18 protein-coding genes are annotated in these 23,011 nt (G+C 38.4%); 6 read left to right on the plus strand and 12 right to left on the minus strand.

Features of this window, described 5'->3' with window-relative positions:
* Positions 1–42: 42 nt before the first annotated feature.
* Together KCG35_RS01035 and KCG35_RS01040 are read right to left on the minus strand one after the other, a co-directional pair.
* Positions 43–1,458, minus strand: a complete 1,416-nt coding sequence (locus tag KCG35_RS01035) for a S8 family peptidase (protein WP_215817805.1) — start codon at positions 1,456–1,458, stop codon at positions 43–45.
* Between the two features lie 127 nt (positions 1,459–1,585).
* Entirely contained in the window at positions 1,586–1,810 is a 225-nt protein-coding gene (locus tag KCG35_RS01040; protein ID WP_215817806.1) for a hypothetical protein, read from the minus strand.
* Positions 1,811–1,947: 137 nt separating this feature from the next.
* Here KCG35_RS01040 and blaOXA point away from each other — a divergent pair, with 137 nt between their 5' ends.
* Entirely contained in the window at positions 1,948–2,712 is a 765-nt protein-coding gene (blaOXA, locus tag KCG35_RS01045; protein WP_215817807.1) for a class D beta-lactamase, read from the plus strand.
* Between the two features lie 138 nt (positions 2,713–2,850).
* On the opposite strand, the gene KCG35_RS01050 is transcribed toward blaOXA, so the two are convergent.
* The 10 genes from KCG35_RS01050 to KCG35_RS01095 form a co-directional block, all read right to left on the minus strand.
* Positions 2,851–3,819 carry a bile acid:sodium symporter family protein gene (locus tag KCG35_RS01050; protein ID WP_215817808.1) on the minus strand — a complete coding sequence of 323 codons (969 nt, stop codon included), beginning with the start codon at positions 3,817–3,819 and terminating at the stop codon, positions 2,851–2,853.
* Between the two features lie 24 nt (positions 3,820–3,843).
* Complete coding sequence (locus tag KCG35_RS01055; RefSeq protein ID WP_215817809.1) at positions 3,844–5,337, minus strand: aminotransferase class I/II-fold pyridoxal phosphate-dependent enzyme; 1,494 nt, start codon at positions 5,335–5,337, stop codon at positions 3,844–3,846.
* A gap of 279 nt (positions 5,338–5,616) precedes the next feature.
* Positions 5,617–6,429, minus strand: coding sequence for a LysR family transcriptional regulator (locus tag KCG35_RS01060; protein WP_215817810.1), 813 nt, complete (start codon positions 6,427–6,429; stop codon positions 5,617–5,619).
* A gap of 65 nt (positions 6,430–6,494) precedes the next feature.
* Positions 6,495–7,286, minus strand: a complete 792-nt coding sequence (locus tag KCG35_RS01065) for a substrate-binding periplasmic protein (RefSeq protein WP_215817811.1) — start codon at positions 7,284–7,286, stop codon at positions 6,495–6,497.
* Between the two features lie 40 nt (positions 7,287–7,326).
* The gene (locus KCG35_RS01070; protein WP_215817812.1) at positions 7,327–9,321 is read right to left on the minus strand and encodes a methyl-accepting chemotaxis protein; all 1,995 of its coding nucleotides are present in this window, start codon (positions 9,319–9,321) and stop codon (positions 7,327–7,329) included.
* A gap of 289 nt (positions 9,322–9,610) precedes the next feature.
* Positions 9,611–10,288 (minus strand): YdcF family protein, encoded by a 678-nt coding sequence (locus KCG35_RS01075; RefSeq protein WP_215817813.1) that lies wholly within the window; start codon positions 10,286–10,288, stop codon positions 9,611–9,613.
* A gap of 79 nt (positions 10,289–10,367) precedes the next feature.
* Positions 10,368–12,104, minus strand: a complete 1,737-nt coding sequence (locus tag KCG35_RS01080; protein WP_215817814.1) for a SulP family inorganic anion transporter — start codon at positions 12,102–12,104, stop codon at positions 10,368–10,370.
* Between the two features lie 42 nt (positions 12,105–12,146).
* Positions 12,147–13,043 carry an MBL fold metallo-hydrolase gene (locus KCG35_RS01085; RefSeq protein ID WP_215817815.1) on the minus strand — a complete coding sequence of 299 codons (897 nt, stop codon included), beginning with the start codon at positions 13,041–13,043 and terminating at the stop codon, positions 12,147–12,149.
* A 74-nt stretch (positions 13,044–13,117) separates the two neighbouring features.
* Positions 13,118–15,190: a flagellin N-terminal helical domain-containing protein gene (locus tag KCG35_RS01090; RefSeq protein ID WP_215817816.1), complete on the minus strand. Its 2,073-nt coding sequence runs from the start codon at positions 15,188–15,190 to the stop codon at positions 13,118–13,120.
* 276 nt (positions 15,191–15,466) lie between these two features.
* Positions 15,467–16,891, minus strand: a complete 1,425-nt coding sequence (locus tag KCG35_RS01095) for a carbon starvation CstA family protein (protein WP_215817817.1) — start codon at positions 16,889–16,891, stop codon at positions 15,467–15,469.
* Positions 16,892–17,918: 1,027 nt separating this feature from the next.
* On the opposite strand from KCG35_RS01095, the gene KCG35_RS01100 reads away from it, so the two are divergent.
* The 5 genes from KCG35_RS01100 to KCG35_RS01120 all read left to right on the plus strand — a co-directional run bounded on the left by KCG35_RS01100 (position 17,919) and on the right by KCG35_RS01120 (position 22,982).
* Positions 17,919–19,550, plus strand: a complete 1,632-nt coding sequence (locus KCG35_RS01100) for a TIGR04141 family sporadically distributed protein (RefSeq protein ID WP_215817818.1) — start codon at positions 17,919–17,921, stop codon at positions 19,548–19,550.
* Between the two features lie 265 nt (positions 19,551–19,815).
* Complete coding sequence (locus tag KCG35_RS01105; RefSeq protein WP_215817819.1) at positions 19,816–21,057, plus strand: hypothetical protein; 1,242 nt, start codon at positions 19,816–19,818, stop codon at positions 21,055–21,057.
* Positions 21,058–21,330: 273 nt separating this feature from the next.
* A complete protein-coding gene (locus KCG35_RS01110; protein WP_215817820.1) occupies positions 21,331–21,909 on the plus strand; it encodes a hypothetical protein in 579 nt (192 codons plus the stop codon).
* Positions 21,910–21,941: 32 nt separating this feature from the next.
* Entirely contained in the window at positions 21,942–22,283 is a 342-nt protein-coding gene (locus KCG35_RS01115; RefSeq protein WP_215817821.1) for an SH3 domain-containing protein, read from the plus strand.
* Positions 22,284–22,508: 225 nt separating this feature from the next.
* Positions 22,509–22,982: a GrpB family protein gene (locus KCG35_RS01120; RefSeq protein WP_215817822.1), complete on the plus strand. Its 474-nt coding sequence runs from the start codon at positions 22,509–22,511 to the stop codon at positions 22,980–22,982.
* Positions 22,983–23,011 lie beyond the last annotated feature (29 nt).

The raw sequence follows: 23,011 nt of genomic DNA on the forward strand, positions 1-23,011 counted from the left end.
ATAGAGATCTTAATTATGCTTGCATTAATTTATTAATAGGTATTACTTTTTAGTCATTGCAGGTACTAAGTCTAAAGAAGCATTACAGTCCATTTTATGAACATAAGCATCACTGTCCACAGCTTTTTTAATGTAATTGCCTCCATGCTGTAAATATATTTTTACATCGGCAGGAGATAAGGTTGGATTTTTTTCCAACATTCTTGCAACGCAAGCAGTTACGGCTGGTGTAGCTTGTGATGTGCCAGACATAATGGTTGTATCATTTGATAAATGATTCAGTGAAATAATATCATGACCTGGTGCTGCAATATCTGTAGTTTTACTCACATTAGAAAAGCAAATTATTTCATCTTCAGATAAAGACTCATGTCCGCAATTTTCAATAAGCTTAAAATCAGGAGTAGGGTGAGTGCTATGCGCTGCAACTGAAATGGTTTTATCTAAACAACTAGGTACACCTTCTCCCCCAGTTAACCCGTTATTACCTGCGGCAGCTATAATTATTTTACCTTGAGAGGTTAGTTTTTCTATTACTTTGGGTAAATCACCTTTAACATATTTATCACATGTTCCAGGTAAATTATAAGATGCCCCAAGGCTTAGGTTGACTATTTTTATATCTTGAAGATTAGGATCATTTGCTATGAGTTTTAAAGCATCAATTAAGTCTTCCCCTAAATAAGAATTTTTACTATTGATTACTTTTATACTTACTATCTCAGCTTGAGATGCACCACCTTCTGGAGCAGCATTTGGATCACTTGATTTATTTGCAGCAATAATACCTGTTACATGAGTACCATGACCAAGATCATCCGTAGCAGAATCTTTACCTTGTTGAAATTTTAAGCCATTACTGCAAGCTCCATAATCTTTTCCAAATTTCTTTTCTAGTGCGATGGCTTGACTTAGTGTTATATTATTTGGGTTGATTCTTTGAAAGCAATACTCCTCTACTATTCTGCTTTGAATTTGAGGGTGAGTATTGTAAATGCCGCTATCTAATACCGCAATTTTTACCCCTTTACCCTTATAATCTTCAGGAGGTAAACTGGTGGTAGGTTCATATGCATTCATTGTGTTTGTAGAAAAACCTTTTCCAGTTCCACTTTTTATTGTTTTGGTAAGGTTATTCCTAGAAATTTCTAGCAGCCCTTTAAGTGTTGTAACAACATAAAAACTACTTCCATCGCTATTAATATGCTGATTAAGGATGGGCGCTTTTAAACTGCTAATAACTGATTGAGCATCATCTATACTATTGCTGGACAGTTGTACTTCAAGTGAAAGTAGCCCTTCATTTATATCATTGATAGATTGTGCTGATTCAAATACAGCATTAGATACTTTGCTAGTGTTTTGAATGCCATTAAGAATTTCATCTTTTTCACTGTTGGCAGAAACATAAAAAGAAGACAGCATTCCGATTGTAAAGCATAGTATTTGCTTTCTCATAATTCCTCCAGAGTTTTTGTGAGTAAATATTTAAACATGAAAAGAAATATATATTCTATAAGGAGAGTTGTTATGGTCGGAATTTGAGAGGTGATTTGTATTTATTATATTAAGTGGGGAGGCGTTGTTACGCTGCTGCGAGCTGTATTAATGGTGTGTTTTTTTTGTATTTTATTAAAATGAATAGCGTATCAAAATGTATTATGTTTGATTTTAGGTTTGGTGTGGGGCTGTTTTTAGTTTGAATCTTTTCTTTAAATGGTTTTTTTGTGTTATTTAATTTGCTCTGAGTTGAAATTGTTAGCATCTTTTTTTGTTTGGTACGAATGTTTGTTTTGCCATTTTTGGCCATAATTCATCATTTTTCTTCCCTATACTTTTTTTGGACTCGCTCATAATATTGAATAATACCGATTCCAATAACTAGTTCATAAACTTTATTTGTGCTGTGACCAAAGTAGTTAAATTTATTAACATGTGAGGCATATAATGCGCTTTTTATCGATGTGTTTGATATCAATTTTAGTAGTACCACTGTTTTGCTTTGCAAATGATGATGTAACAATAAAACAACTATTTGAAAAGTACCATGTTAATGGTACGTTGGTTGTATCTTCTTTGGGTAGTGAAAAACAGTATATCTACAATGAACAAAGAAGCCTTCAAGGTTTTGTACCGGCGTCTACATTTAAAATTTTAAATACGTTGATAGCTCTTGATGAAGGTGTAATTACTAAAAAGTCTATTTTTAAATGGGATGGTAAAGATAAAGGTTGGGAGGCATGGAATAAAGATCAGACGCTGAAGTCAGCTTTTGGTTTTTCATGTGTATGGTGTTACCAGCAAGTTGCCAGTCAAGTGGGTAATGCCAAGTATCTTAATCACTTCAAGCGAGTTGGTTACGGTAATGAGAAGACTGGTCCTAATGTGCAACGTTTTTGGCTTGATGGAGACTTAAGAGTTTCTGCACAACAACAAATTGAGTTTATACGGAAAGTATACAAAGAAAATCTTCCTTACTCAGAGGAAGATATTACTACTCTTAAACATATAATGGTTCAGGATAGCAACGATAACTATACACTGTACGCGAAAACTGGTTGGTCTCAGAAAATTGGTTGGTTTGTCGGGTTTGTAGACTCTAAGTCTGGACCATGGTTATTTGCATTGAATATGGATATGCCAGATATCAAGCAAGCGCCTATTCGAAAGAAGATTGTAGTTGAAACACTTAAGTTAAAAGGATTGTTGTGATTTATAAATATAATTGTGAAAGTTTTTTAAACTATATTTAAATTGTTGCCTTTGAAAATAAGTGTTTTTATATTGAAGTTTAAAACGGATATGTTTAACATGTCCGTTTTTTTATGATCATAAATATGATAGTGAAATCTATCTGGTTTCTTCCACGATATCATGGGGGCTAGTTCTTTTAAGAAAAAGTTGGGCTGCAATAAAGCTCAAACACCAAGGGATTTCGGCTAAAACGACAAACAGTACTACGTAGAATAAATGGGTTTCAAAAAACTGTTTGGCAAGCACAATGCTTAAAGCTAAATTTGACCAAGTAGCTAAAATTGCTACCGTTGAACGGTCTTTTAAAGTGTTTTTTTTGAAGTTTAGATACCATCCAGTTAGAAAAGCTAGTAACATAAATCCAAAACTAATTAAGATAGCTTCTATTGTCGTTGATAAATGGTTAGCCATGAAGTCGGTTATCCCGTCAACTGCACCAGTAACTACCATGCAAAGCAATATTACGGAAAGACATTTACAATGATTCTCAATGTGAGGTTTTATTTTAGGTATAAATCGATTTGTTATTATTGCTGCAATAAGTGGTATGATAATTAGTTTTATAAGCGAAAGAGTCATGTTAGCGTAATTTAGATCAATGCTGGTGTTGGCGTATATATAAAATAAAAATGGAATAGTTACAGGTGCAAGAATGGAGGTTGTAACCACTGTGCATAATACTCGCTCAAAGTGGCCACTCAGTAGCATGGCAAGCGTTGGTGCTAAGGCTGGGGCAGGGCTCGCAAATAATAGCAAAATACCTAGTGCCCACTCTACTTTCCATTCAAAAATGTCTTCCAGTAATTTTGCCAGCCAAAAGAATGCGGTAGGTAATAAGATTAAAGTAAAAACAGTTAACCCAACAACAGCTTTCCAATTGAACATTTCTTGCAAAAGTATATGGTAGTTAACCGTTAAAAATGAAATATAGATAACTAACATAAGAATAAAAAAAAGATAGGGGGAAATAAAGGATGATAGAGGTTGGTAAACAATACCCAATATTAGAGAAGCTACCAAAATAATACTAAAGTAACTTGTAATAGTAGCTTCTATTTTAAGCATTAAACTTTTCACAATAAGGAATGATCAGTATGTTGGGTCAGGGCAGATCGTTTCCCTGAAAGTTTGTTTGGGTAGGGGACTGTATAGTAATTCATCACTCGAAAATTGCGATGGTTGATGATAGTTTAAACCAGCCATTTGCCAGCGACGAAGGATCTCATCAATAATGTCAGGATGGCTACCAAGATGTAGGCGGACAAAGGGGGCGGGTGCAGCTTGATTAAATAATGATGCACATATCATCGTTCCTGTAGCATAAAATAAATCATCACGAAATTTATCGATACCACTTGTAGTATTTTGGTAAATTTGGGGTACTTCAAACAACATGTAGGATGTAGAAGGACCAATACATACAGATGTTTTAGGCCAACCCATTTGATTGACTAACTTTTCCTTAACCCGTTCTTTTTGACGGGTATACATTAATCCTGTTTCAACAGTCCAATCGGCAGATTCAGGTTGGGCCAGCCATGAACACATGATTTCTGCATTATGTGTATTACAATGATATCGATTGATCCAGGACTCTCTGGCTAGTTGGCGTAGCAAAATAGGAGATGTAGTGATAGCCGCAACGCCCATCGTGTTACAACTAAATTGTTTACCAAAGGGTCTAGTAGCAACCCATCGATTAAACATACCAGACTGGGTTAAATGGTTAATACCATTATTCTTATTAAACAGGTTTAAAATCGCTTTTAGGGTATTAGTAATTGGAATCCTTGGATCATGAACGTTGTAGTAAGCATCATCAATCAATAGGTAGCTTTTCTCTGAAGCACATAGCTCAAGAAGATACTCGGTAACCTCAATCGGCCATTGCATGCCTGTTGGATTATGTTGAGGGTTGCTGACAGCAAGGGCTATATGTTGCTGGGGATCTTGCTTTATTTCATTAATAATCGCTGACCACTCAACAATGTTTGGTTGCCAGCTATTTTCAGGTCTTATTGGTAAGTAAACTATTTTATATCCTAGCTCTTTAAAAATGCCGCGGTAGTCCCAGGCTGGTGTAGGTACAACGGCGACTGGCGTATGGTTAGGAAAGTGCTCTCGTGAATATTTATAGGCCACTTTCGCCAAATCGTACATAGCCATCCGTGTTGTCATGGCGAGACAGCCAACATCAATATCTAATCTATGTGTAGTATTTTGTTGTTGTAACTGGTGTTCGTTGATGATTAAGTGTCTTAAAAAACTACGATGCCGCTGTATACCATAACCACATTCTGCATACCCCATATATTCTCGTTTAAGTTTAAAGTTATTGATAAAGTCCAAAAATGCAGGACAAATACCATTCCAGTGTTCACCTTTTACAGCATATAAAGCTGGACCATGGGGAGATCCTGCTTGTATATAGTTATGGTATAGCATTTGCTCTGGAGAACACTTTCGTAATTCTGCAGACTCATTATATAAATGTAATTCAGCTCCGCGTATATGGCTGCGCATATATGAGGAAAATTCGGGAATATCCGCAGGGGGCAGGAGTTCATCAGTAAGTAATGACATTGTGGTGTCTCCATTTTTTAAATAAACTGGAAAATAAATTATTTTTATTGTTGGGTGGGTGATTTTATATAATTGTAGGGGTAAACTGTTTGTGAAGAAGAACGAAAGATGTTTAATTATTTTTGATATTATGTTTTAAGGTATATTTCTTCTGTGATACATACTTATTAAGAAGTGTTATTATTATTTTATTCGTTATCAGAAACAGTCATATGCTGATTTTGATAACGTAACTCGCCTATAAAGTTACACGCTGCTGGACCCAGTTTATCTGCATCATTAAAGTTTAAAAAGAATCGAGCGGTACGCTTTAAACCTTGCTCTAGAATTGAGAGGACGTAATAGACCTTCTTCGAGTAATGGTCTAATGCTTGGCTCGGGTAACCAGGCAAAGCCAAAACCTTTGCTCACTAAGTCAATAGAGGTTCGTAAATGGCTGACGGTCCAGCGTTGCTCAGCACCTAACCAGCCTGAGTCGGTATTAGTATTCATGGCTGAGTCACGTATAACGATTTGGCGGTGTGACTTTAGATCTTCATACTTCAGTTTATGTCCAGTTGTATGCAAGGTGTGTTCAGGATAAGCAACAGCAATAAAATTTATCTGGCAAATTTCTTCATTGAGTCCATTGGTCATTGGAAATGTCGATAAGCCAATTTCAGCGAGTCCTTGTGCAATAAGTTCATTAGTGCCAGACAAAGTTGTTTCAATCAGCTCGATGCGAAGCAAAGGGTATTGAGTAGAAACCGTTTCAAGGACTTTATAAAGTTCTTCATGTGGGAACGCAGCATCAACTGCAATATTTATCTTGGTTTCAATTCCGCTACCAAGAGTGCCTGCGATTGCTTCTAATTTGGCGGCTTCTTCAAGTAGATAGTTAGCACGCCTTAGCATAAGTTCACCGGCTTCAGTTAGCGCTGTTTTACGACCTTTAGTGGTTAGTAATGAAACCCCAAGAACTTCCTCTAATTTATGAACGGCATGATGAATCGTCGATTGGCTTTTATGGATAATCACCGCTGCTTGGTTAAAACTGCCATGATCAACGACTGCTTTGAACATACGCCATTGCTCAAGTGTTGTTCTTAACATCGTATGCTATTGCCCTGAGGTAAGAGCCTATGTGGTTAATGGCTTCAGTGTGTCCAAATTCACTACTAAAAATAGTGATTAAGAATTTCTTGGTAGTCTTTTGAGTCTCGTATTTGTGCAATGGCTGTCCAAATCTGATTTGCAAGCGCTTTGTTATTGCTAACAAACTTGTATGAAAATAATAAATAATAATTTTTGCTGATAACAGGAGGGCTGATTTTTATCACTTTGTTAAACATTGACTGATAGCGTTGACGTTGATTCTCAATATTTGTGTCTAAGTCTACTATTGCATCAACGCGACCACTGATAAGCATGTTTAAACTACTCAGAGAACCTTTAGTTTCAGTGAGATTATCAGGCGGAATACCTTTTTGGTACAGTTCGGAGATGACTGAATACCCTAATGTTACACTTACTCTTTTATTATCAAGTAAATCGTCAAAGCGTGTAATATTTGAGTTAGGTGTTGTGAAAATTGAGTATTGTTGTGTGTTATTTCGCCTAGTTTGATCTAATTTATTGTTTTTCATTGGGTATACCCCAATCGTTAGGCGTTCTTCTTTGAAGCTGGCATCAATTGTGCCATCAGCTTTGTTGGTTTTTACTGCGTATAAGCAACGTTTCCAAGGCATTCGAATAAAATTTATTTTTAGGTTAAGTTTACTGGCTACTTTGTTTAATACTTCAAAGGTAGCGCCTGGTTTTTCTAATAAGTGATTGCCCATATTGAAAGGGGGGTTAGGTTCACTATTATAAACTAAAGTAACAGTCTGTGTAGCACTTGCAATGGATGGAAGGCTAATGAGTAACATGTGGGTGATAAGTGAAAATACCACCATAAAATTAACAGGCATAATTGTTTTCCCACATTTTTATACACTCTTACAGAATTAATTAGCCTTTTGTTTTAAAACCTTGAATGAGTTGAACGAGCAAATTATTAGCATTGGAAAGCATCTCTGTAGCCTGTTCATTTTTTGTGTCTTGACTGACAAGGGATTCGACCATTTCTTTAATACTCACCATGCTGTTGTCAATTTGACGGGAAACCATACTTTGTTCTTCAGCAGCCGTGGCTATTTGAGTACTTAAATCCAAGATTTGGTTGACTGCATTTGCCATCTCATCTAGTCCTTGATTCACTGAAGCAGTATGCTCCGCGGTTGTATTGGAACTTTCGCGAGTGTGATCGATAGAATTTACAACCAAGCCTACACTTTCAGTTAATTGGCTTAGGCGAGTACTGATTTCTTCTGTACTATTTTGGGTTCTGGCGGCTAAGGCACGAACTTCATCGGCCACTACGGCAAATCCTCGACCTTGCTCACCAGCTCTGGCAGCTTCAATTGCAGCATTAAGCGCAAGTAGATTAGTTTGTTCTGCAATACCTGCAATCGTTTCTAAAATAGGCGTAATTTGTTGTACGGCATCACGCATTTTGTCCACTTCAGCAGTGGCATTATCGACATTATTTAATAAGGTTTGGACGGCTTGAGCTGCTTTTTGAACGAGTGCTTTAGATTCCTCTGCTTGATCATTCACTTTGTGAATAAAATCAGCGGTACCATTTGCATTGTTTGCAACTTCATCTGATGAAGCACTCATTTCATTAACCGCAGTGACGACTTGATCTGTTTCTTGTACATGTGATTCCAAAATATTGCCACTGTGCTTAGCGCCTGTTTGTAACTGGGTAAGTGATTGGTTTATATCATCACTGGCATCAGTAATTTTTCTAATCATGTTTTGTAGATAGGCAATAAAATTATTGATTGAACCTGCAATATCATCAAGCTCATCGCCCTTACCGATATTTAAACGACGTGTAAGGTCCGCTTCACCTGCAGATAAATCATCAATACTTTTTTTCAAACGAATCAGTCTTGTCATTAACCGGTAAAGTGCAAAGGTGACTGTAGCCAATAACAATAACAATAAGGGAATTTGAAAAGAGAGTAACAAGGTTATGAGTGTGTTACTTTGTTGTTGTAGGGTAGAAGTAGGTACACTGGCGGCCATAATCCAAGGTGTACCACTGATGGGTTCTACTAATAATGTGAGGTTTTCCTGATCATTGCCTTCATATTCTACTTGTGTTGATTGGCTTTCATTAAGAGTAGGTAAACTAGCCAGTTTGGCTGTAATACTGGCTTGTTTGGCTTGGTCTTGAACTTTGGTTAGCACGATGTCATTGGAAATTGCAGAAGTGTTGCTCACTAGCGTGCCATCTTGTTCGAGAATAACAATATGACCGCCAATACGCTTTTCACTGCGTGCAACTAAATTATTAAAAAAACCAAGTGTGACATCGATGGTGGCTACGCCATAAAGTGAGCTTCCTTTGTAAATACCCATTGCGCAGTTTGTTCGTGGTTCTGTACTGGCATTGTCTTTATAAGCATGAGCCCAGGCGCATTCACCTTTTGGTGCATTTCGTCCATTAGTGTACCAGGGCTGTTCATAATAATTAGGGGCTCCTGCTGAGTTCCAGTAAGTATTGATGGTCATGTTGCCAGTCGCATTACGATGGTAAAATGTGCTGTGCTTTTGACGGCCAGGTGTTCTCATGTTCGGTAGTGGCCAAATACCGCCCCCAAAGACCTTTGCCTCACCATATTGATCCAATATACTAGGTAATAGTTGATCTATTTGCTCACTCTCAAGCACGGGGACCAATTGTGTAATTGAGCGCTGTTGCGATTGGACTTGAGATAACTCTCTGCGGATTTCTTCTCCAATTTGGGTGAGTTCATTCCTCACAAGTTTACTTTCGAGTGTAAGTAATTTAGGTGCGAGAAACATACGTAACCCGATAATTGTCAATAACAACATAATCACAATAAATGTGAATAACAAGACACTATAACGGGTTTTAAGTTTGGTTAGCATGTTGATTATCCATACTGCAGCATATATGCCCTTAACAGAGAGTATTATCGTTATTCTCTGAATACTTAAGAATTACGATTGGTATACCCCAGCGAAGGGTATATATTTTATTTTAGTCTAGATGTGAACGTGTTTTCTGTCAGTGATCAGTTTGCATAAGCCTTTAAAAGAAGAGGAATATTTTCAATAGGGAAAGGGGTTTATGAATAATCTGTCAAATTACTTTGTCGTATATTGCTGCAATTATAAATTTTACTATGATTTATTCTTGAATAAATAGAAGATAGCGCTATTGTTGAGGTCGAATAAACATTAAAAGTTGGGTACGAAATGACTGTGGTAAGAGAAGGCTGAAATTGGCTGCCCAGTTATAATGGACATTTAGCCAAAGCTCCCAATAGGTTACATCGGGCTTTGCTGTTTGGTATGAAATAGGCTGCAAGATTACTTCTGTGTTAATTGGGTCTTGTTCAATAATTGTTTTAAAGCGCTGTAAGTGAAGGGGGGTACTCACTAAAAAAACCGTTTTCCACCCTTGTTGAGTAATAATTGATTTGGCATTTTGCCAGTTAGTCTGGCTGTCGTAGGAGTGCGTTTCGGCCAAAATATTGTCTTCATCAATACCTTGACTTGCCAAATATTGCTTCATAAGGATGGCACCATAGATATTATTGGTTGGTCGCGAGCCACCAACACATAAAAAGTTTTTAATAGCCTTTTTTCTTGCTAACGTCAGAGCATAGTTGAGTCTGCGGAGTGTTTGCTTTCCTAGCGCAGTATAATTATTGTTAAAATCTCCCATAAGGATAATTAAGGCATCTGCGTTGGGAGAGTCTGTGAGTTCATTGTGATTAAACGGATAAAGCACGTAGTATAACCAGGCAATTGAACATAATAAGTCGATAATGAGTAAAAACATCAGGGGTTTTATAAGCTTTTTATGAAGTTGACGATACAGTATTAACATGAGAATGGTCTACTCAAAAATTAAGTAATGGTTAAATTTATTGTTAATCTGAACTAAAAACATGTATAAGAACAGGCAATTAATGCACTTGTTTTAGGTCTTCAATCGCTTGATGCTGACTGAGATATATATTGCCATTTAGTTGTTTGGTAAATGTCGTTTTTTGTAATGTATCCATCACTGGGCCTTTCACTTCAGATAAGTGAAAATGAATATTCAATTCTTGTAATCGTTGATTTATAACTTCCAGTGTTTCCAGTGCACTTAAATCAATTTCGTTAATCGCGGTACACATCAGGATAACATGTTGTGCTGATGTGTTTTGAGCAACCAGACTGTAAATTTTATCCTCTAAAAAGCTGGTGTTGGCAAAGTAAAGACTCTCATCCACGCGAATTGAAATAATATGTGGGTAAGTGATGACATTATGTCGTTGGATATTACGAAAGTGTTCAGTACCTGGTATTTCGCCAACCACGGCAATATGTGGGCGCGCTGTTTTAAATAAGTGCAGGCTTATTGAAATGGCAACACCACTTAAAACACCATATTCTACTCCTAAAAATAAGGTAATGATGAGGGTAGTTGTGATACCTGCAAACTCTGCTCGAGAGTATTGCCATGCTTTTCGAATTAAATCGATATCAATGAGAGAAAGGACAGCCATCACAATGGTAACGGCAAGGGCGGCTTTAGGTAGATAATATAACAATGGCGTTAGCCAGAGTGTGGCAATCGCTATACCCAAGGCTGCGAATATACCTGCGGCAGGTGTTGATGCACCTGCATCATAATTAACGACAGACCGTGAAAAACCACCAGTAACAGGAAGCCCCCCTGAAAATGCAGAGGCTAAGTTTGCAGTCCCTAAACCAATAAGCTCTTGATTTGGGTTGATGCGTTGGCGTTTTTTAGCGGCAAGGGTTTTGCCTATGGATACAGATTCAATAAACCCGATAATTGCAATCAATAGTGCAGAACTGGTTAATTGTTGACAGTGTTCAAGTGTGATGGTGGGCCAGGTTAATTGGGGAAAGCCTTTGGGTATTTCGCCTACAATTGCTACACCCGTTAAATCCAACCGAAAAAGATAGGTGGCTAATGTCGCAAGGCTGATAACAAGGACAGGTGCTGTTTTTGATAACAATTGAGCAAAATGTAAAGGTATGCCCCAATGCGGTAAGTAAGTAAAAAAATGGTGACGTAACCACCATAGGCAACCTAAACAACTTATCGCCATCAGGAAGGTGGCGATGTGTATTTGTGAGATAGATTGAGAAAGTGTAGTGCCTAGCGTTATTAAATTATCACCACTCATGGGTATTCCCAGTAAGTGCTTGAGTTGGCTAATGATGATGATAATGCCAGAAGCGCTGATAAAACCGGAAACCACCGGATGAGATAAAAAATTGGCAATAAACCCAAAGCGTAAAATGCCAAGCACAATAAGCATTAATCCAGAAATAAATGCAAGTAAAATAGCCAGAGTGACATAAGTGCCGGACTCTGCTGGGGCCAGCGGCATAATTGCACTGGCCGTCATTAACGAGATAATGGCCACAGGCCCTACAGATAAACTATAGCTGGAACCAAAAATACCGTATAAAACCAGTGGCAAAATACTGGCGTATAAACCCATTTCTGCAGGCAAGCCTGCTAATAGCGCATAAGCCAGTGACTGGGGAATCAGCATAATGGTGACAATAAGCGCTGCAATAAGATCACCATTAAAGTGTTCTGCTTTATAGTTTTTGAGCCATTGTCCAGCAGGGAGCAAACGGTTAATGACTGATAGGAGGCGAGAATTTGGCTGCATAAGTGGTTTCTTTTAATGATGATTTCAAAAGGTAACTATCAGTTAAAAACCATTAATGGGTAATTTAAGGTAAATCGCGCCGTTGTCCGCAGGAGGAGGGAGCTTACCAGCACGAATATTAACCTGTAAGGATGGAATAATAAGCTGCGGCATTGCTAAGGTCGCATCACGTTGTTGACGTAGCGTAATAAAATCCTGTTCAGAGATTTGTGAATTAATATGAATATTTTTTTCTCGCTCTTCTTTTACGGATGATTCGAACTGCAACTGTCGCCCATCGGGGCAGTAGTCGTGACACATAAAAAGACGCATGTTATTGGGTAAACTGAAAATTCGCTGTATCGATTGATAAAGCGTTTTGGCGTCTCCACCAGGAAAATCAGTACGTGCGGTACCGCTGTCAGGCATAAAGAGGGTATCGCCCACAAATGTCGCATTGCCAATGACATAGCTAACACATGCTGGGGTATGACCTGGTGTATGTAAAACATGGCCTGTTAGCTGGCCAATTTGAAAGCTGTCACCATCATTAAAGAGGGTATTAAATTGTGATCCATCACAGGGGAGTGAGTGAATATCATTAAAGAATTTGGCAAAGGTATATTGTACATCAGTGACTGTATTGGCAATAGCCAGCTTACCGCCTATGTGTTGTTGTAGGTAATTTGCGGAGGTAAGATGATCTGCATGAATGTGAGTTTCTAATATCCATTCTAATGATAAATTATGCTCTTCAATATAATGAATGAGCTGATCAGCTTGAGCAAAATGTAAGCTACCTGAGGCATAGTCAAAGTCTGCGACCGGATCAATGATTGCACATGCTGATGAGTCAGGGTCTCTGACAATATAAGACAGGGTTTGTGTATGTTGGTCATAAAAAGGGATGACTTCAGGTTGAACAGCTAAATTGGGGGTGATGGGTAAAACGCAGTCCATGCTTAATTCTCCATTACTCATATACCCTGTGGTTTGGGTATTTAAACATTAGAGGTGTTTATTAGCACGTTATCCTAAAATTCTAACAGAGCCAACACCTGCTGTGCATTCGCATTGGCTTGAACCAACACGGAAATTCCTGCTTGTTGTAGCACTTGGGTTCGGGAAAATGCAGCAGTTTCCGCCGCAAAATCGGCATCAACGATACGAGAATTAGCCGCAGATAAGTTTTCACTAAAAACACTTAAATTATTTACACTGGACTGAAAGCGATTTTGTAGTGCACCTAATGAAGCTTGCAGGCTACTAACTTGATCCAGTGCATTATCAATAGATGTTAATGCATCAGTTGCATTATCAGCTGTTGTGATATCGATATTTTCCAATAATTCTCCATCTTCGACATTGCCAAACTCCCCCACACGAAAGCCTGCCCGGTCAATCGCTGTAAAAGGGTTTTGGGTTGATATATCAATTTGTCCCGCACCTGTTAGCAGAATAGAAGAGCCTGTATCGGCACCAATGGAGGCGACATTAAAACCGGCCTCGGCCACATTAGCACTGTCATTGGCCAGGTTAATGTTCCGGCCATCTTCTGCAATTAAACGAAATGAAGTACCAAAGGTTTCAGCAGTAACCCCAGTTATTCCTTGCTTGTCATTAACGGCAGTAATGACGTTATTAATGATAGTACTTTCAGAGTCACTGGCGTCAAAGCTGATGTTGATGGTTTCACCATTAATATCAATACTTTCATTTCGTGTGTTACCTGTTGTTATACCTGTGCCATGGACTACTGTAGATAAAACAGTTGCCGTAACGCCAGTTTGATCTGAGACTTTATTAATTGCAGCCGCTTTAGCGATAGCACTCCCTTCTTTATTATTAAAAGAGGACGTATCATCGCTGCTAAGTGAGGGGCCAACGGCCACGCCATTAATGACTAAATCCCCAGATTCTAAAGCTTGTGTAACACCGACTCGACGTCCCACAACCCCACTGTTACCACCACTATAAGTACCTTTAAGTAGGCCAGTAAAACGGTCGATATCGGAACGACCAAAATCAATATCAATATCTGCACCGCTTCGAGAGATAAGGGTATAGCTTCCGACAAAGGTTTGAGCTGCACCACTAACGCCTACGGCGACAGCTGCGGATAAGCCTGAGCCATTATCATCATAGACAATATTTCGTCCATCATCGGCAATAAGGGTTATTCCCGTATTAATACTGCCAGTGTTTTCTGCCCGTACTCCCGTTTGTCCTTGAACACCATTAATGGCCGTTACCACAGATTCACGGTTAGCATCTGCGCTGAGCGCATCATTGGTTGCAACTGCGATAGTAGTGCCATTGATTATGATATTGCCGCTAACCGTTGCATTGGTCGCAGCTAAAAAGCCGGCATAGCCTACAACGTTGGTATTCGCTCGGGCAGTGACACCTGTTTGGTCACTTACACTGTTGATCGCTGCAGCAATGGCAATCCCACTTTTTTCATTATCGGCACTGGATAAACTGTCATTGGTGGAAGAGGGGGCTGGCACGGCAATACTGTTTATAACAATATCGCCTGCTAGCAATGAGGTGAGTGAACCAGGCCTGGTAGATGATATGCCGTCTGTGAGTGCACTACCCAGTCGGTCTGTGGTAATGGCACTGATAGATACAGGAATCGTTTCACCAATATTAGTACCCACCTGAAAGTTTGTTTTAGAGAGAGAGCCATTTAAAAGGGATTTTCCGTTAAAGGTCGTATTATTCGCAACGTCTTGAATTTCATCAATGAGTTGTTGCACTTCCTCATCCAGTGAGTCTCTATCCAGTTCGGTATTGCTGCCATTTGAAGACTGCAATGCTAGCTCTCGAATACGTTGTAAGTTCGTAGTAATCGAGGAAAGCGCTCCCTCTGCGGTTTGCGAGAGTGAAATACCATCGTTGGCATTACGTATTGCGGTAGCGGTTGAGCTGATTTGCGTACTAAATCGAATGGAAATGGCTAGTCCTGCCGCATCGTCACTGGCATTGTTAATACGTAGCCCAGAGGACAGCCGTTCAAGGGCTGTTGCTTGCGCTTGTTGAGTTTGATTTAAGTTACGCTGAGCGATCAGTGATAGCAGGTTAGTGTTAATAATTTGGGGCATGGCAAGCCTCCCCATTATGCAATCGATACTCTGTCGCCAGGGTCAGAAAAGGCTGTTGGTGAACAGTCTAGATAACTGATTGAAAGTTCATTTCATCACTCTCTCTCAGTATTGGTGGGATTTGATGAGATGTTAAAGATATTTCGGAATCATTACAATTAATTGTAATGAGTAATAGTTATGATGGTTGCATGAATAAAAAAAGGCGACATAAGTCGCCTAAAGTATAGTACTGCAATGGAACAATGGTTTCTCCAGTAATAGGTCTTCTAGCCGTTAACCATTTTGCTCTTGTGGTAGTAAAGCAGGTTTTTTATATTTCCAGAAGAAGCCAGCGGTAAACACGACTGTGGTAATTGCGCCAATAATAGTGGCAATATTCATGGGCAGGTTAAAACCAATCTCGGCATTAGCCAGGTAAGTGATGGTTACCGAGGTCATAAAAATTGCGGGTATGGTACAGATCCAATGCAGTTTACCTTCTTTAATTAGGTAAGCTGCTGCTGCCCATAGCATAATCATCGCTGTTGTTTGGTTGGCCCAGCCAAAGTAACGCCAGATAACACCAAACTCTGCTTTAGTAATCAGATAACCAATGACAAACATGGGAACCGCAATTAACAAGCGTTTTACCAGCGCTTTTTGTGGAAGTTTAAAGAAGTCAGCAACAATCAGGCGGGCACTACGGAATGCAGTATCACCAGAGGTTATTGGTAAAACAATGACACCTAATATCGCTAACACACCACCTACAGCACCAAGCAGAGAAGTTGAAACTTCATGAACGACAGCAGCAGGGCCTCCAGTCGCTAGGGTTGCATTGAGTGCTTCTGGGCTTTGATAGAAAGACAAGCCTAAGGTACACCAGATCAGGGCAATAACGCCTTCACCAATCATGGCACCGTAGAAAATAAAGCGACCAGATTTCTCATTTTGCATACAGCGCGCCATTAGCGGCGACTGAGTGGCATGAAAGCCAGATACAGCACCACAAGCAATAGTAATAAACAGTAATGGCCAAAGAGGGAGTTCTTTAGGGTGCAGATTGCTGAAGTCTAATCCTGCGGTATAAAAACCTTTATCACTGAATCCTAAACCAACAAGCAAGCCAATGGACATGAATAATAATAGGGCACCAAAAAAGGGGTAAAAACGGCCAATTATTTTATCGACGGGAACAATCGTAGCAATAATATAGTAGCCAAAAATGATGGCTACCCACCAGGCAACATTCATATCGGACAAATTGCCAAGCAGTTTTGCTGGGCCAAGCACAAATACCACGCCAACGAGTAACAACAGTAAAACGGCGAAGATATTCATAAAATGCTTAGCAGCAACGCCTAAGTGCTGGCCTACGACACTGGGTACACTGGCACCTTTAGCTCTTACGGAAAGCATACCAGAAAAATAATCGTGAACAGCTCCGGCAAATATGCAACCAAATACGATCCAGAGCATGGCGACAGGGCCATAAAGTGCTCCTAAGATAGGGCCAAAGATGGGTCCTAATCCGGCTATATTAAGTAGTTGAATAAGGTAGACTTTTTTATCTGACATGGGGACATAATCAACCCCATCGTTCATAGTCAGTGCGGGTGTTTTCTGTTCGGGGCGTGGACTGAAAATTTTCTCAACCAGTCCTCCGTAGACAAAATAGCCGGCAATCAGTGCGCCGACGCAAAGTAAAAACCACATCATGTTGATGGCCCTCCCAATTATAGTACTGTCTTTATCCTGCCATGCCAGTGTATTCCAACTGATATATAGAGAAGGACTCGCAAATAGGTGAGTGGCTGAATAACGATGGGAGTGGCTGGAAAACATGTGGGAGTGGTTGCAGTGGTGTTACTCTCTAATGTAAGTATCATAAATCTTTCAGGACGACTTTAAACTGTGAGTTGAAGGTATTCTCTCGGGTGCAGTACATCCTATGAACTGCATCTATAACAGCTATTTTTCTAAAGCCCTATGCCCACAAAGGCTGCATAACACCCTTCGAACACGCCGTGAATCCTTCCTTGGAGGCTTGATTGCCGCATCCTTGCGGCAAACAGTTCGATGTGCGTTATCCAGCCTTTGTTTGAAATTGGCACACATTGAAATACTACATGTGTAATGCTTAATTGGTGAGTAGTAGAGATCAAGGAGGGTTTTACTCTGCAGGATGAACAAATTAATTCATGTTTTGTTACCTATAACGCTCAAGAACTATTTTTATGGGTAGTCTATCAAGCTGATCCGGGGAATGATCATGACAGTATTTTTAAATAAAGGTGATTACATGCATATGAGCAATATACATTTAGAGATTTATTTAAAAAGATAGTTAAAAAAATACATTTTTACATTCTGTGATCTTATAAATATTAGCTAAAATTATAGTTAATCATATCTATTAAACCGACGAAAAGGACTTGTCGTTTATTGCTCGGTTTACTTGCCTTAACCAACTGGCAAAATTGAGCATTAAAAGTGTTTGCGTTACTTGTGATTGAAGCTGGTTGAGAGTTTCCGACTAAAGTATAGCGTATGTAGTAAATCTACTTGTTTATTAACTGGAGAGGTGAAAATAATATAATTGGTATATATGAGTAATACGTAAGTTATTTATGAACAGTTTATACAATTGGGTATTCTTTCTAAGCGCTCTAATAGTATGTATTAGTTTAGTAAAATAAATTATGAATAATATTAACTTCTTGAATCGTATTGGTAAAGAGTTAGAATGAAAAGAACTAAAATAAGGAAAGAAAAATTATCTATTTATCTTGCAAAAGAGATTGTAGGAGATGATGTTTCCAAGTTGATTTACCTTGAAAAAGCAAAATCTCCAATTGAAATGAATGTGCCTGGGTTAAAGGCAAAACTTTATGTCAAAAATGAGCTTATAAAGCCTCCTCCTCCCTGGACAAAGTTATTTAGCGAGTATCAAGAGCTTCCAAAAGATCTATTTGGTTGTAGAAAATGCGTAGGTGCTGCATTTGTTGTGGAGCTTGAAAAAAAATTATTTGTATTAACCTTTGGGACGGGTTTTCATCTTGTTAATAATCAAGCAATTGAGAGAGATTTTGGTCTCAGAGTAACACTTAATTCTGTTGACCCTGATAAGTTGAGAAGCCTTGATAAAGCCAGTTATGATCATAATCCGTTAAATTCAAGAACACAAAGTTCAATAGAGCTAGGAGTGTTTGATCTTGATGTTGATTCAGAGATGGATATGTTATATGCAGTTACAGGTGTATCCAAAGTTCCTGTCTTTGGGTCTCATGTGACGGGAAGAGATGCATTAACTCTTGTATTAGAAGTTAATCTAGATGGATTAAAAGACGTTCTGCTAGAAGCTTATTCAAGATATAATTATCAATTACCAACAGAGTTTGAGTGGACTGAAAACGTACAGCGAGTTAAAGATAAAGAGATTCTAGATGTTTTAGACCAAGATCTAGATGATGCTCTCAAAGATAATAATTTTAAAAATATGTGGCTAGGAGAACCAGAGATTATTGACTGGGAGTTTCAAATTGGTTACTCATTTGACCTTTACCAAAAAACGGTAAGACATGTTGTTTTAAAAATGGAAGACTTAGTTAATTATTTTAATGCTAATGATAAAGCATTAACTTCAGAAAATCTAAAATCGCAAATTATTCATATTAACGATAATGAGTATAATTCAATAAGAAAATGGCCTGCATACCGATGCTTATACGCCGAATTGGAAGATGGAAATGAGAGATATATCTTGAGAAATGGCCTGTGGTATATTGTTAATAAAGATTTTGTTGATACCATTGACAAATATCTCGAAGGTTTTGACCCATATGAGTTTGAACTTCCCATATACTCACATGAAAGGGAAGAAGACTACAATAAATCTGTAATTGAAAAACATGAAAATATTGAACTAATGGATAAAAAACTTGTAAGAATTGGTGGGCCCTACGATAAGCTTGAATTCTGTGATCTTGTTAAGGATTCATCTGAGTTTATTCATGTCAAGTACTATAGAAATTCATCTAGTTTGAGTCACTTATTTTCCCAAGGTTTTGTAGCGTCAGAAGCATTTATTAGCGATCCAAATTTTAGAGTCCGTTTAAATGAAAAACTACCAAATTCAGCTAAGCTTGATTGTACAAACAAAAGGCCTGATCCAGGCTCATATAGAGTAGTTTATGCTATTGCAACAAATAAGAATGTACCGCAAGAGCTTCCCTTTTTTTCAAAAATAACTTTAAAAAATGCCCTTAAAGCTCTTAAAACATTGAATTACAAAGTTTCAGTTTTGGCTATACAGGTTAGTAAAGAGATTGAGGTAATGAAGAAAATAAAACCAGAAAAAGAAAAAAAGCTTGCGTAAATAATAGTTTATAGCTAAGTCGGATTAATTGGCCATATCAACCTGTGTGAGTTTATTGATCTAAAACTGGTTTCAGTTCTTAACTAAGACATGTGATTTAACTTGTTTTTAGATATATATAGATGTAAGTTTTTGGTCTTCTAGCCAAAAAATGTGGAAATGTCTATTAATGAAGTGCAACCAAGTCCGTATAATCATATATTTGCGAGCTACACTGCTGGCATTCGTTGCTTTGTATTTCTTTTTAATACCAGCGGGAATATTAGTGTACGATCTTGGTGATCCAGGTTTGCAAGTAGACCAAGTTCCGAGATTTGCATATCGTTGGCACACTGCAATAGCCAACGATTTTGCACCATGGGCCAATGATCGTATCGATTCTCAAAAAGCATCCAAATTAACAACGGATAATGTATCTGGCACTGAGTGGCCCATGTTTAGTGCCGTGTTGTATTTATGGTCCACTGAGGCTCTGCAAGAAAACTGGGAAACTAATCCTCAGTTTTCGAAAAAAGCACCAAAAGATTATGCTAAGGAAGCCATTGACGCTGCAGCTAAATTGATAATTGACCCAAATAATGCTTCGTGGGTAAAGGCGCATTGGGGGAGTGGTTATCTGCATAAGGAGAATCTGTTTTATAGAATGTTACTTATTGCAGGGCTGACAAGTTATCAAAAATTGTCGGGCAATAATCAATATGAGGAAGTGTTGATAGGTCAAGTAACATCTTTGTCAAAAGAGTTAGACGAATCACCCTATGGTTTATTGGATGATTATCCAGGGGAGTGTTATCCCGTTGATATTTTGCCTGCTATCGCGGTGTTAAATCGAGCGGGGGAACTACTTGGTATGGATAAATCTGATTTCGTTGAGCGTTCTCTCCGAGCCTTTGAAGATGACCGTTTGGATAACAGGACTGGTTTGCCTGCCTATATTGCAAACTCAAAAACTGGACATGGTTATGGTCCCGCTAGAGGCGTAGGAATATCGTACATGCTTATATGGGCACCAGAGTTGTGGCCAGAGGTGGCTAGTGCATGGTATGGCAAATATGAAGAGCACTTTTGGAATGAAGGCAGTATTATTTCAGGTTTTTTTGAATTTCCACGAAATAGTGGTATTGATTCGTTCTTCTTTGATGTAGATGCTGGACCGGTGATTAGCCAGTATGGTGTGGCAGCCAGTGCATTTGGTATTGGGGCTGCAAAGGTAAACAACCAACAGCAACAATTTTACCCATTGGCAACTGAGGCATTAGTTGCATCTTGGCCACTACCTGATGGTACTTTGTTACTGCCGAGATTACTTTCAAATTTGGCAGATGCACCATATATAGGTGAATCTGCTTTGCTTTTTACGATGACACGTCAATCTTTATATCCTGGTTCAAATAATCAAGTTGAGCATAAATTACCCTATATTGTTTATTTAGCTTTAGTGTTTTATTGCTGCATAGGTTTAATCATTCTTAGAGGCTCAATTAAGTTAGTGCGGTCTTTGGGTTAATAAATGTACAGGTGATTTTCCTTCCATAACGAACACTTCCAGCTAGAAGGCTTGGCTGTTGCGTCCTATTTTAATTCTATCAATAAGTCAATGACGGCCTTACTTCTGCGCTTGCTTTGTTAATGCTTACTTACTTGTTACTTCAGTAAGTATATCTGATGGGTGAGCTTTGTTTCTTTGAAAGTGCTATCTAGAAGACAGGTGTTTCATATCATTAATAATACTGTTAATATATACAGTACTTATTGCAATGTTTGAAGTGATGGTCGTACTATGGGTGTATATTTTGGGGTAAAGCCTACAAAGTTTGTCATCAAAAAAGAAAATCTTGATCTTGCATTTCAACGTTATAAAGCATTTGAGTCAAAAAAAGAAAATGCAAATTATATTAATTCAGTCAATCGAGATAATTTACAAGCAGCAAAATCATTAATTGAAGTATTTGATATTTGGGGCTACTGGTGCAATATTGAAAATGGAGATATTACCGGGATAGAGTCTAATGGGAATGGTAAACCATTTGATGATAAGAATTTTTCAATAAATCTTACTTCGTTTGCTCAGTACATAGAGAATGGAAGTATTATAGAGTTAAGAAGTGGTCAGCAAGCGTTTTTTGATAGAATATTAGACTCAGGAAAATGGATAACGGTTGTGCCTGAATATGTAGGCCGACATATTGCTTATGATAGCAAGGTTGAATATGGCGTTTTTTATGAACTCATAACTAATGAAGATAATAGGTACTTAATTCCTCTACCTGACTTTAGTGATGAATGTTGTCAATGGGATGGGGTTTATGACTGGTGGGAAGATAAGATTGATGAAGCCATTGCTAAAGGACTTTTTTGATATGAATAGCTGAAGGGTATATATGGGAACTGATGAAAGTACAAGTGATTAAAACACATATATCTAACTATCCCAATCCAATTAAATTCAAGTGTAGTGAAAGTCTCTTATTGGGAGAAATTGATACTGAATATCCTAATTGGATTAAAGTGACGACAACAGAAGGTAATACTGGTTGGGCTCCCTTACAGTATATTTCAGTCAGCTCACAGCTGGAATCAGGTGTTTCTACAGCGGATTATGATGCGAATGAATTAAATACTCATTTAGGTGAAAAACTGGACGTAATTTATGAGCTGAATAAATGGTTTAGGGTGAAGAATTCACAGAATATTGTAGGTTGGGTGCCAGTTCATACGGTTGAAGCTGTATAATAGTGTAAACCCACTTTTTGTTATGCCCCAATCATGATAAAACTTCAATATACCTCAGGGGTAGACAAAGGCTGGATAATGCCCATCGAACTGTTTGCCGCAAGGATGCGGTAATCAAGCCTCCAGGGATGGATTCACGGCGTGTTCGAAGGGCGTTATCCAGCCTTTGGGCACAGCTATATGCAATTGCGCTAATGGATTGTCGATATACCTTAAAGTAAAAAAATGAAATTCTTTTATCCTGAACAATATCAAACGAAGTGTATACAACGCTTCCTTCATTTTCGAGAGAAGATACTAAATCTGCTTCCATTTTCTTCACGAGTAGAGCATATAGGTGCATCGTCTATTCCAGGGGCCATATCCAAAGGTGATCTTGATATTTTCGTAGGTGTAGAACCTTCAGTGATAGAAAACGCAATAATAATGTTGCAATCACTAGGGTTTGAGGAAAAGCTAGATACCTTAAGAACATCGGAACTGTGTATGTTGGAATCACCGTTTGAAAATGTGGCTATTCAAGTTGTGGCTAATGGTTCAAAGTTTGAGTTTTTCCTAACATTTAGAGATCTTCTCAGCTCGTCGCCACAGTTAGTAGAGGAATATAATAATCTTAAAATGTCGTGTGTTGGGCTAACTCATTCTGAATACCGTGAAAAAAAATCGGCTTTTGTAGAGCGAGTTTTAGCTCAGGCATAACAGGGTGTTTGAAAAGGTGTGTAGTCAAG

The sequence above is a fragment of the Zooshikella harenae genome, assembly GCF_018837975.1.
In the GTDB taxonomy this organism is placed as follows: Bacteria; Pseudomonadota; Gammaproteobacteria; order Pseudomonadales; family Zooshikellaceae; genus Zooshikella; species Zooshikella harenae.

Bases quoted from the DNA above. Each gene is read 5' to 3' on its own strand.
- KCG35_RS01055 (WP_215817809.1), bottom strand. From the start codon at position 5,337: ATGTCATTACTTACTGATGAACTCCTGCCCCCTGCGGATATTCCCGAA.
- KCG35_RS01085 (WP_215817815.1), bottom strand. From the start codon at position 13,043: ATGGACTGCGTTTTACCCATCACCCCCAATTTAGCTGTTCAACCTGAA.
- KCG35_RS01120 (WP_215817822.1), top strand. From the start codon at position 22,509: ATGAAATTCTTTTATCCTGAACAATATCAAACGAAGTGTATACAACGC.
- KCG35_RS01080 (WP_215817814.1), bottom strand. From the start codon at position 12,104: ATGCAGCCAAATTCTCGCCTCCTATCAGTCATTAACCGTTTGCTCCCT.
- KCG35_RS01075 (WP_215817813.1), bottom strand. From the start codon at position 10,288: ATGTTAATACTGTATCGTCAACTTCATAAAAAGCTTATAAAACCCCTG.
- KCG35_RS01070 (WP_215817812.1), bottom strand. From the start codon at position 9,321: ATGCTAACCAAACTTAAAACCCGTTATAGTGTCTTGTTATTCACATTT.
- KCG35_RS01100 (WP_215817818.1), top strand. From the start codon at position 17,919: ATGAAAAGAACTAAAATAAGGAAAGAAAAATTATCTATTTATCTTGCA.
- KCG35_RS01050 (WP_215817808.1), bottom strand. From the start codon at position 3,819: ATGCTTAAAATAGAAGCTACTATTACAAGTTACTTTAGTATTATTTTG.
- KCG35_RS01035 (WP_215817805.1), bottom strand. From the start codon at position 1,458: ATGAGAAAGCAAATACTATGCTTTACAATCGGAATGCTGTCTTCTTTT.
- KCG35_RS01115 (WP_215817821.1), top strand. From the start codon at position 21,942: ATGAAAGTACAAGTGATTAAAACACATATATCTAACTATCCCAATCCA.
- KCG35_RS01095 (WP_215817817.1), bottom strand. From the start codon at position 16,891: ATGATGTGGTTTTTACTTTGCGTCGGCGCACTGATTGCCGGCTATTTT.
- blaOXA (WP_215817807.1), top strand. From the start codon at position 1,948: ATGCGCTTTTTATCGATGTGTTTGATATCAATTTTAGTAGTACCACTG.
- KCG35_RS01065 (WP_215817811.1), bottom strand. From the start codon at position 7,286: ATGCCTGTTAATTTTATGGTGGTATTTTCACTTATCACCCACATGTTA.
- KCG35_RS01060 (WP_215817810.1), bottom strand. From the start codon at position 6,429: ATGTTAAGAACAACACTTGAGCAATGGCGTATGTTCAAAGCAGTCGTT.
- KCG35_RS01040 (WP_215817806.1), bottom strand. From the start codon at position 1,810: ATGGCCAAAAATGGCAAAACAAACATTCGTACCAAACAAAAAAAGATG.
- KCG35_RS01110 (WP_215817820.1), top strand. From the start codon at position 21,331: ATGGGTGTATATTTTGGGGTAAAGCCTACAAAGTTTGTCATCAAAAAA.
- KCG35_RS01090 (WP_215817816.1), bottom strand. From the start codon at position 15,190: ATGCCCCAAATTATTAACACTAACCTGCTATCACTGATCGCTCAGCGT.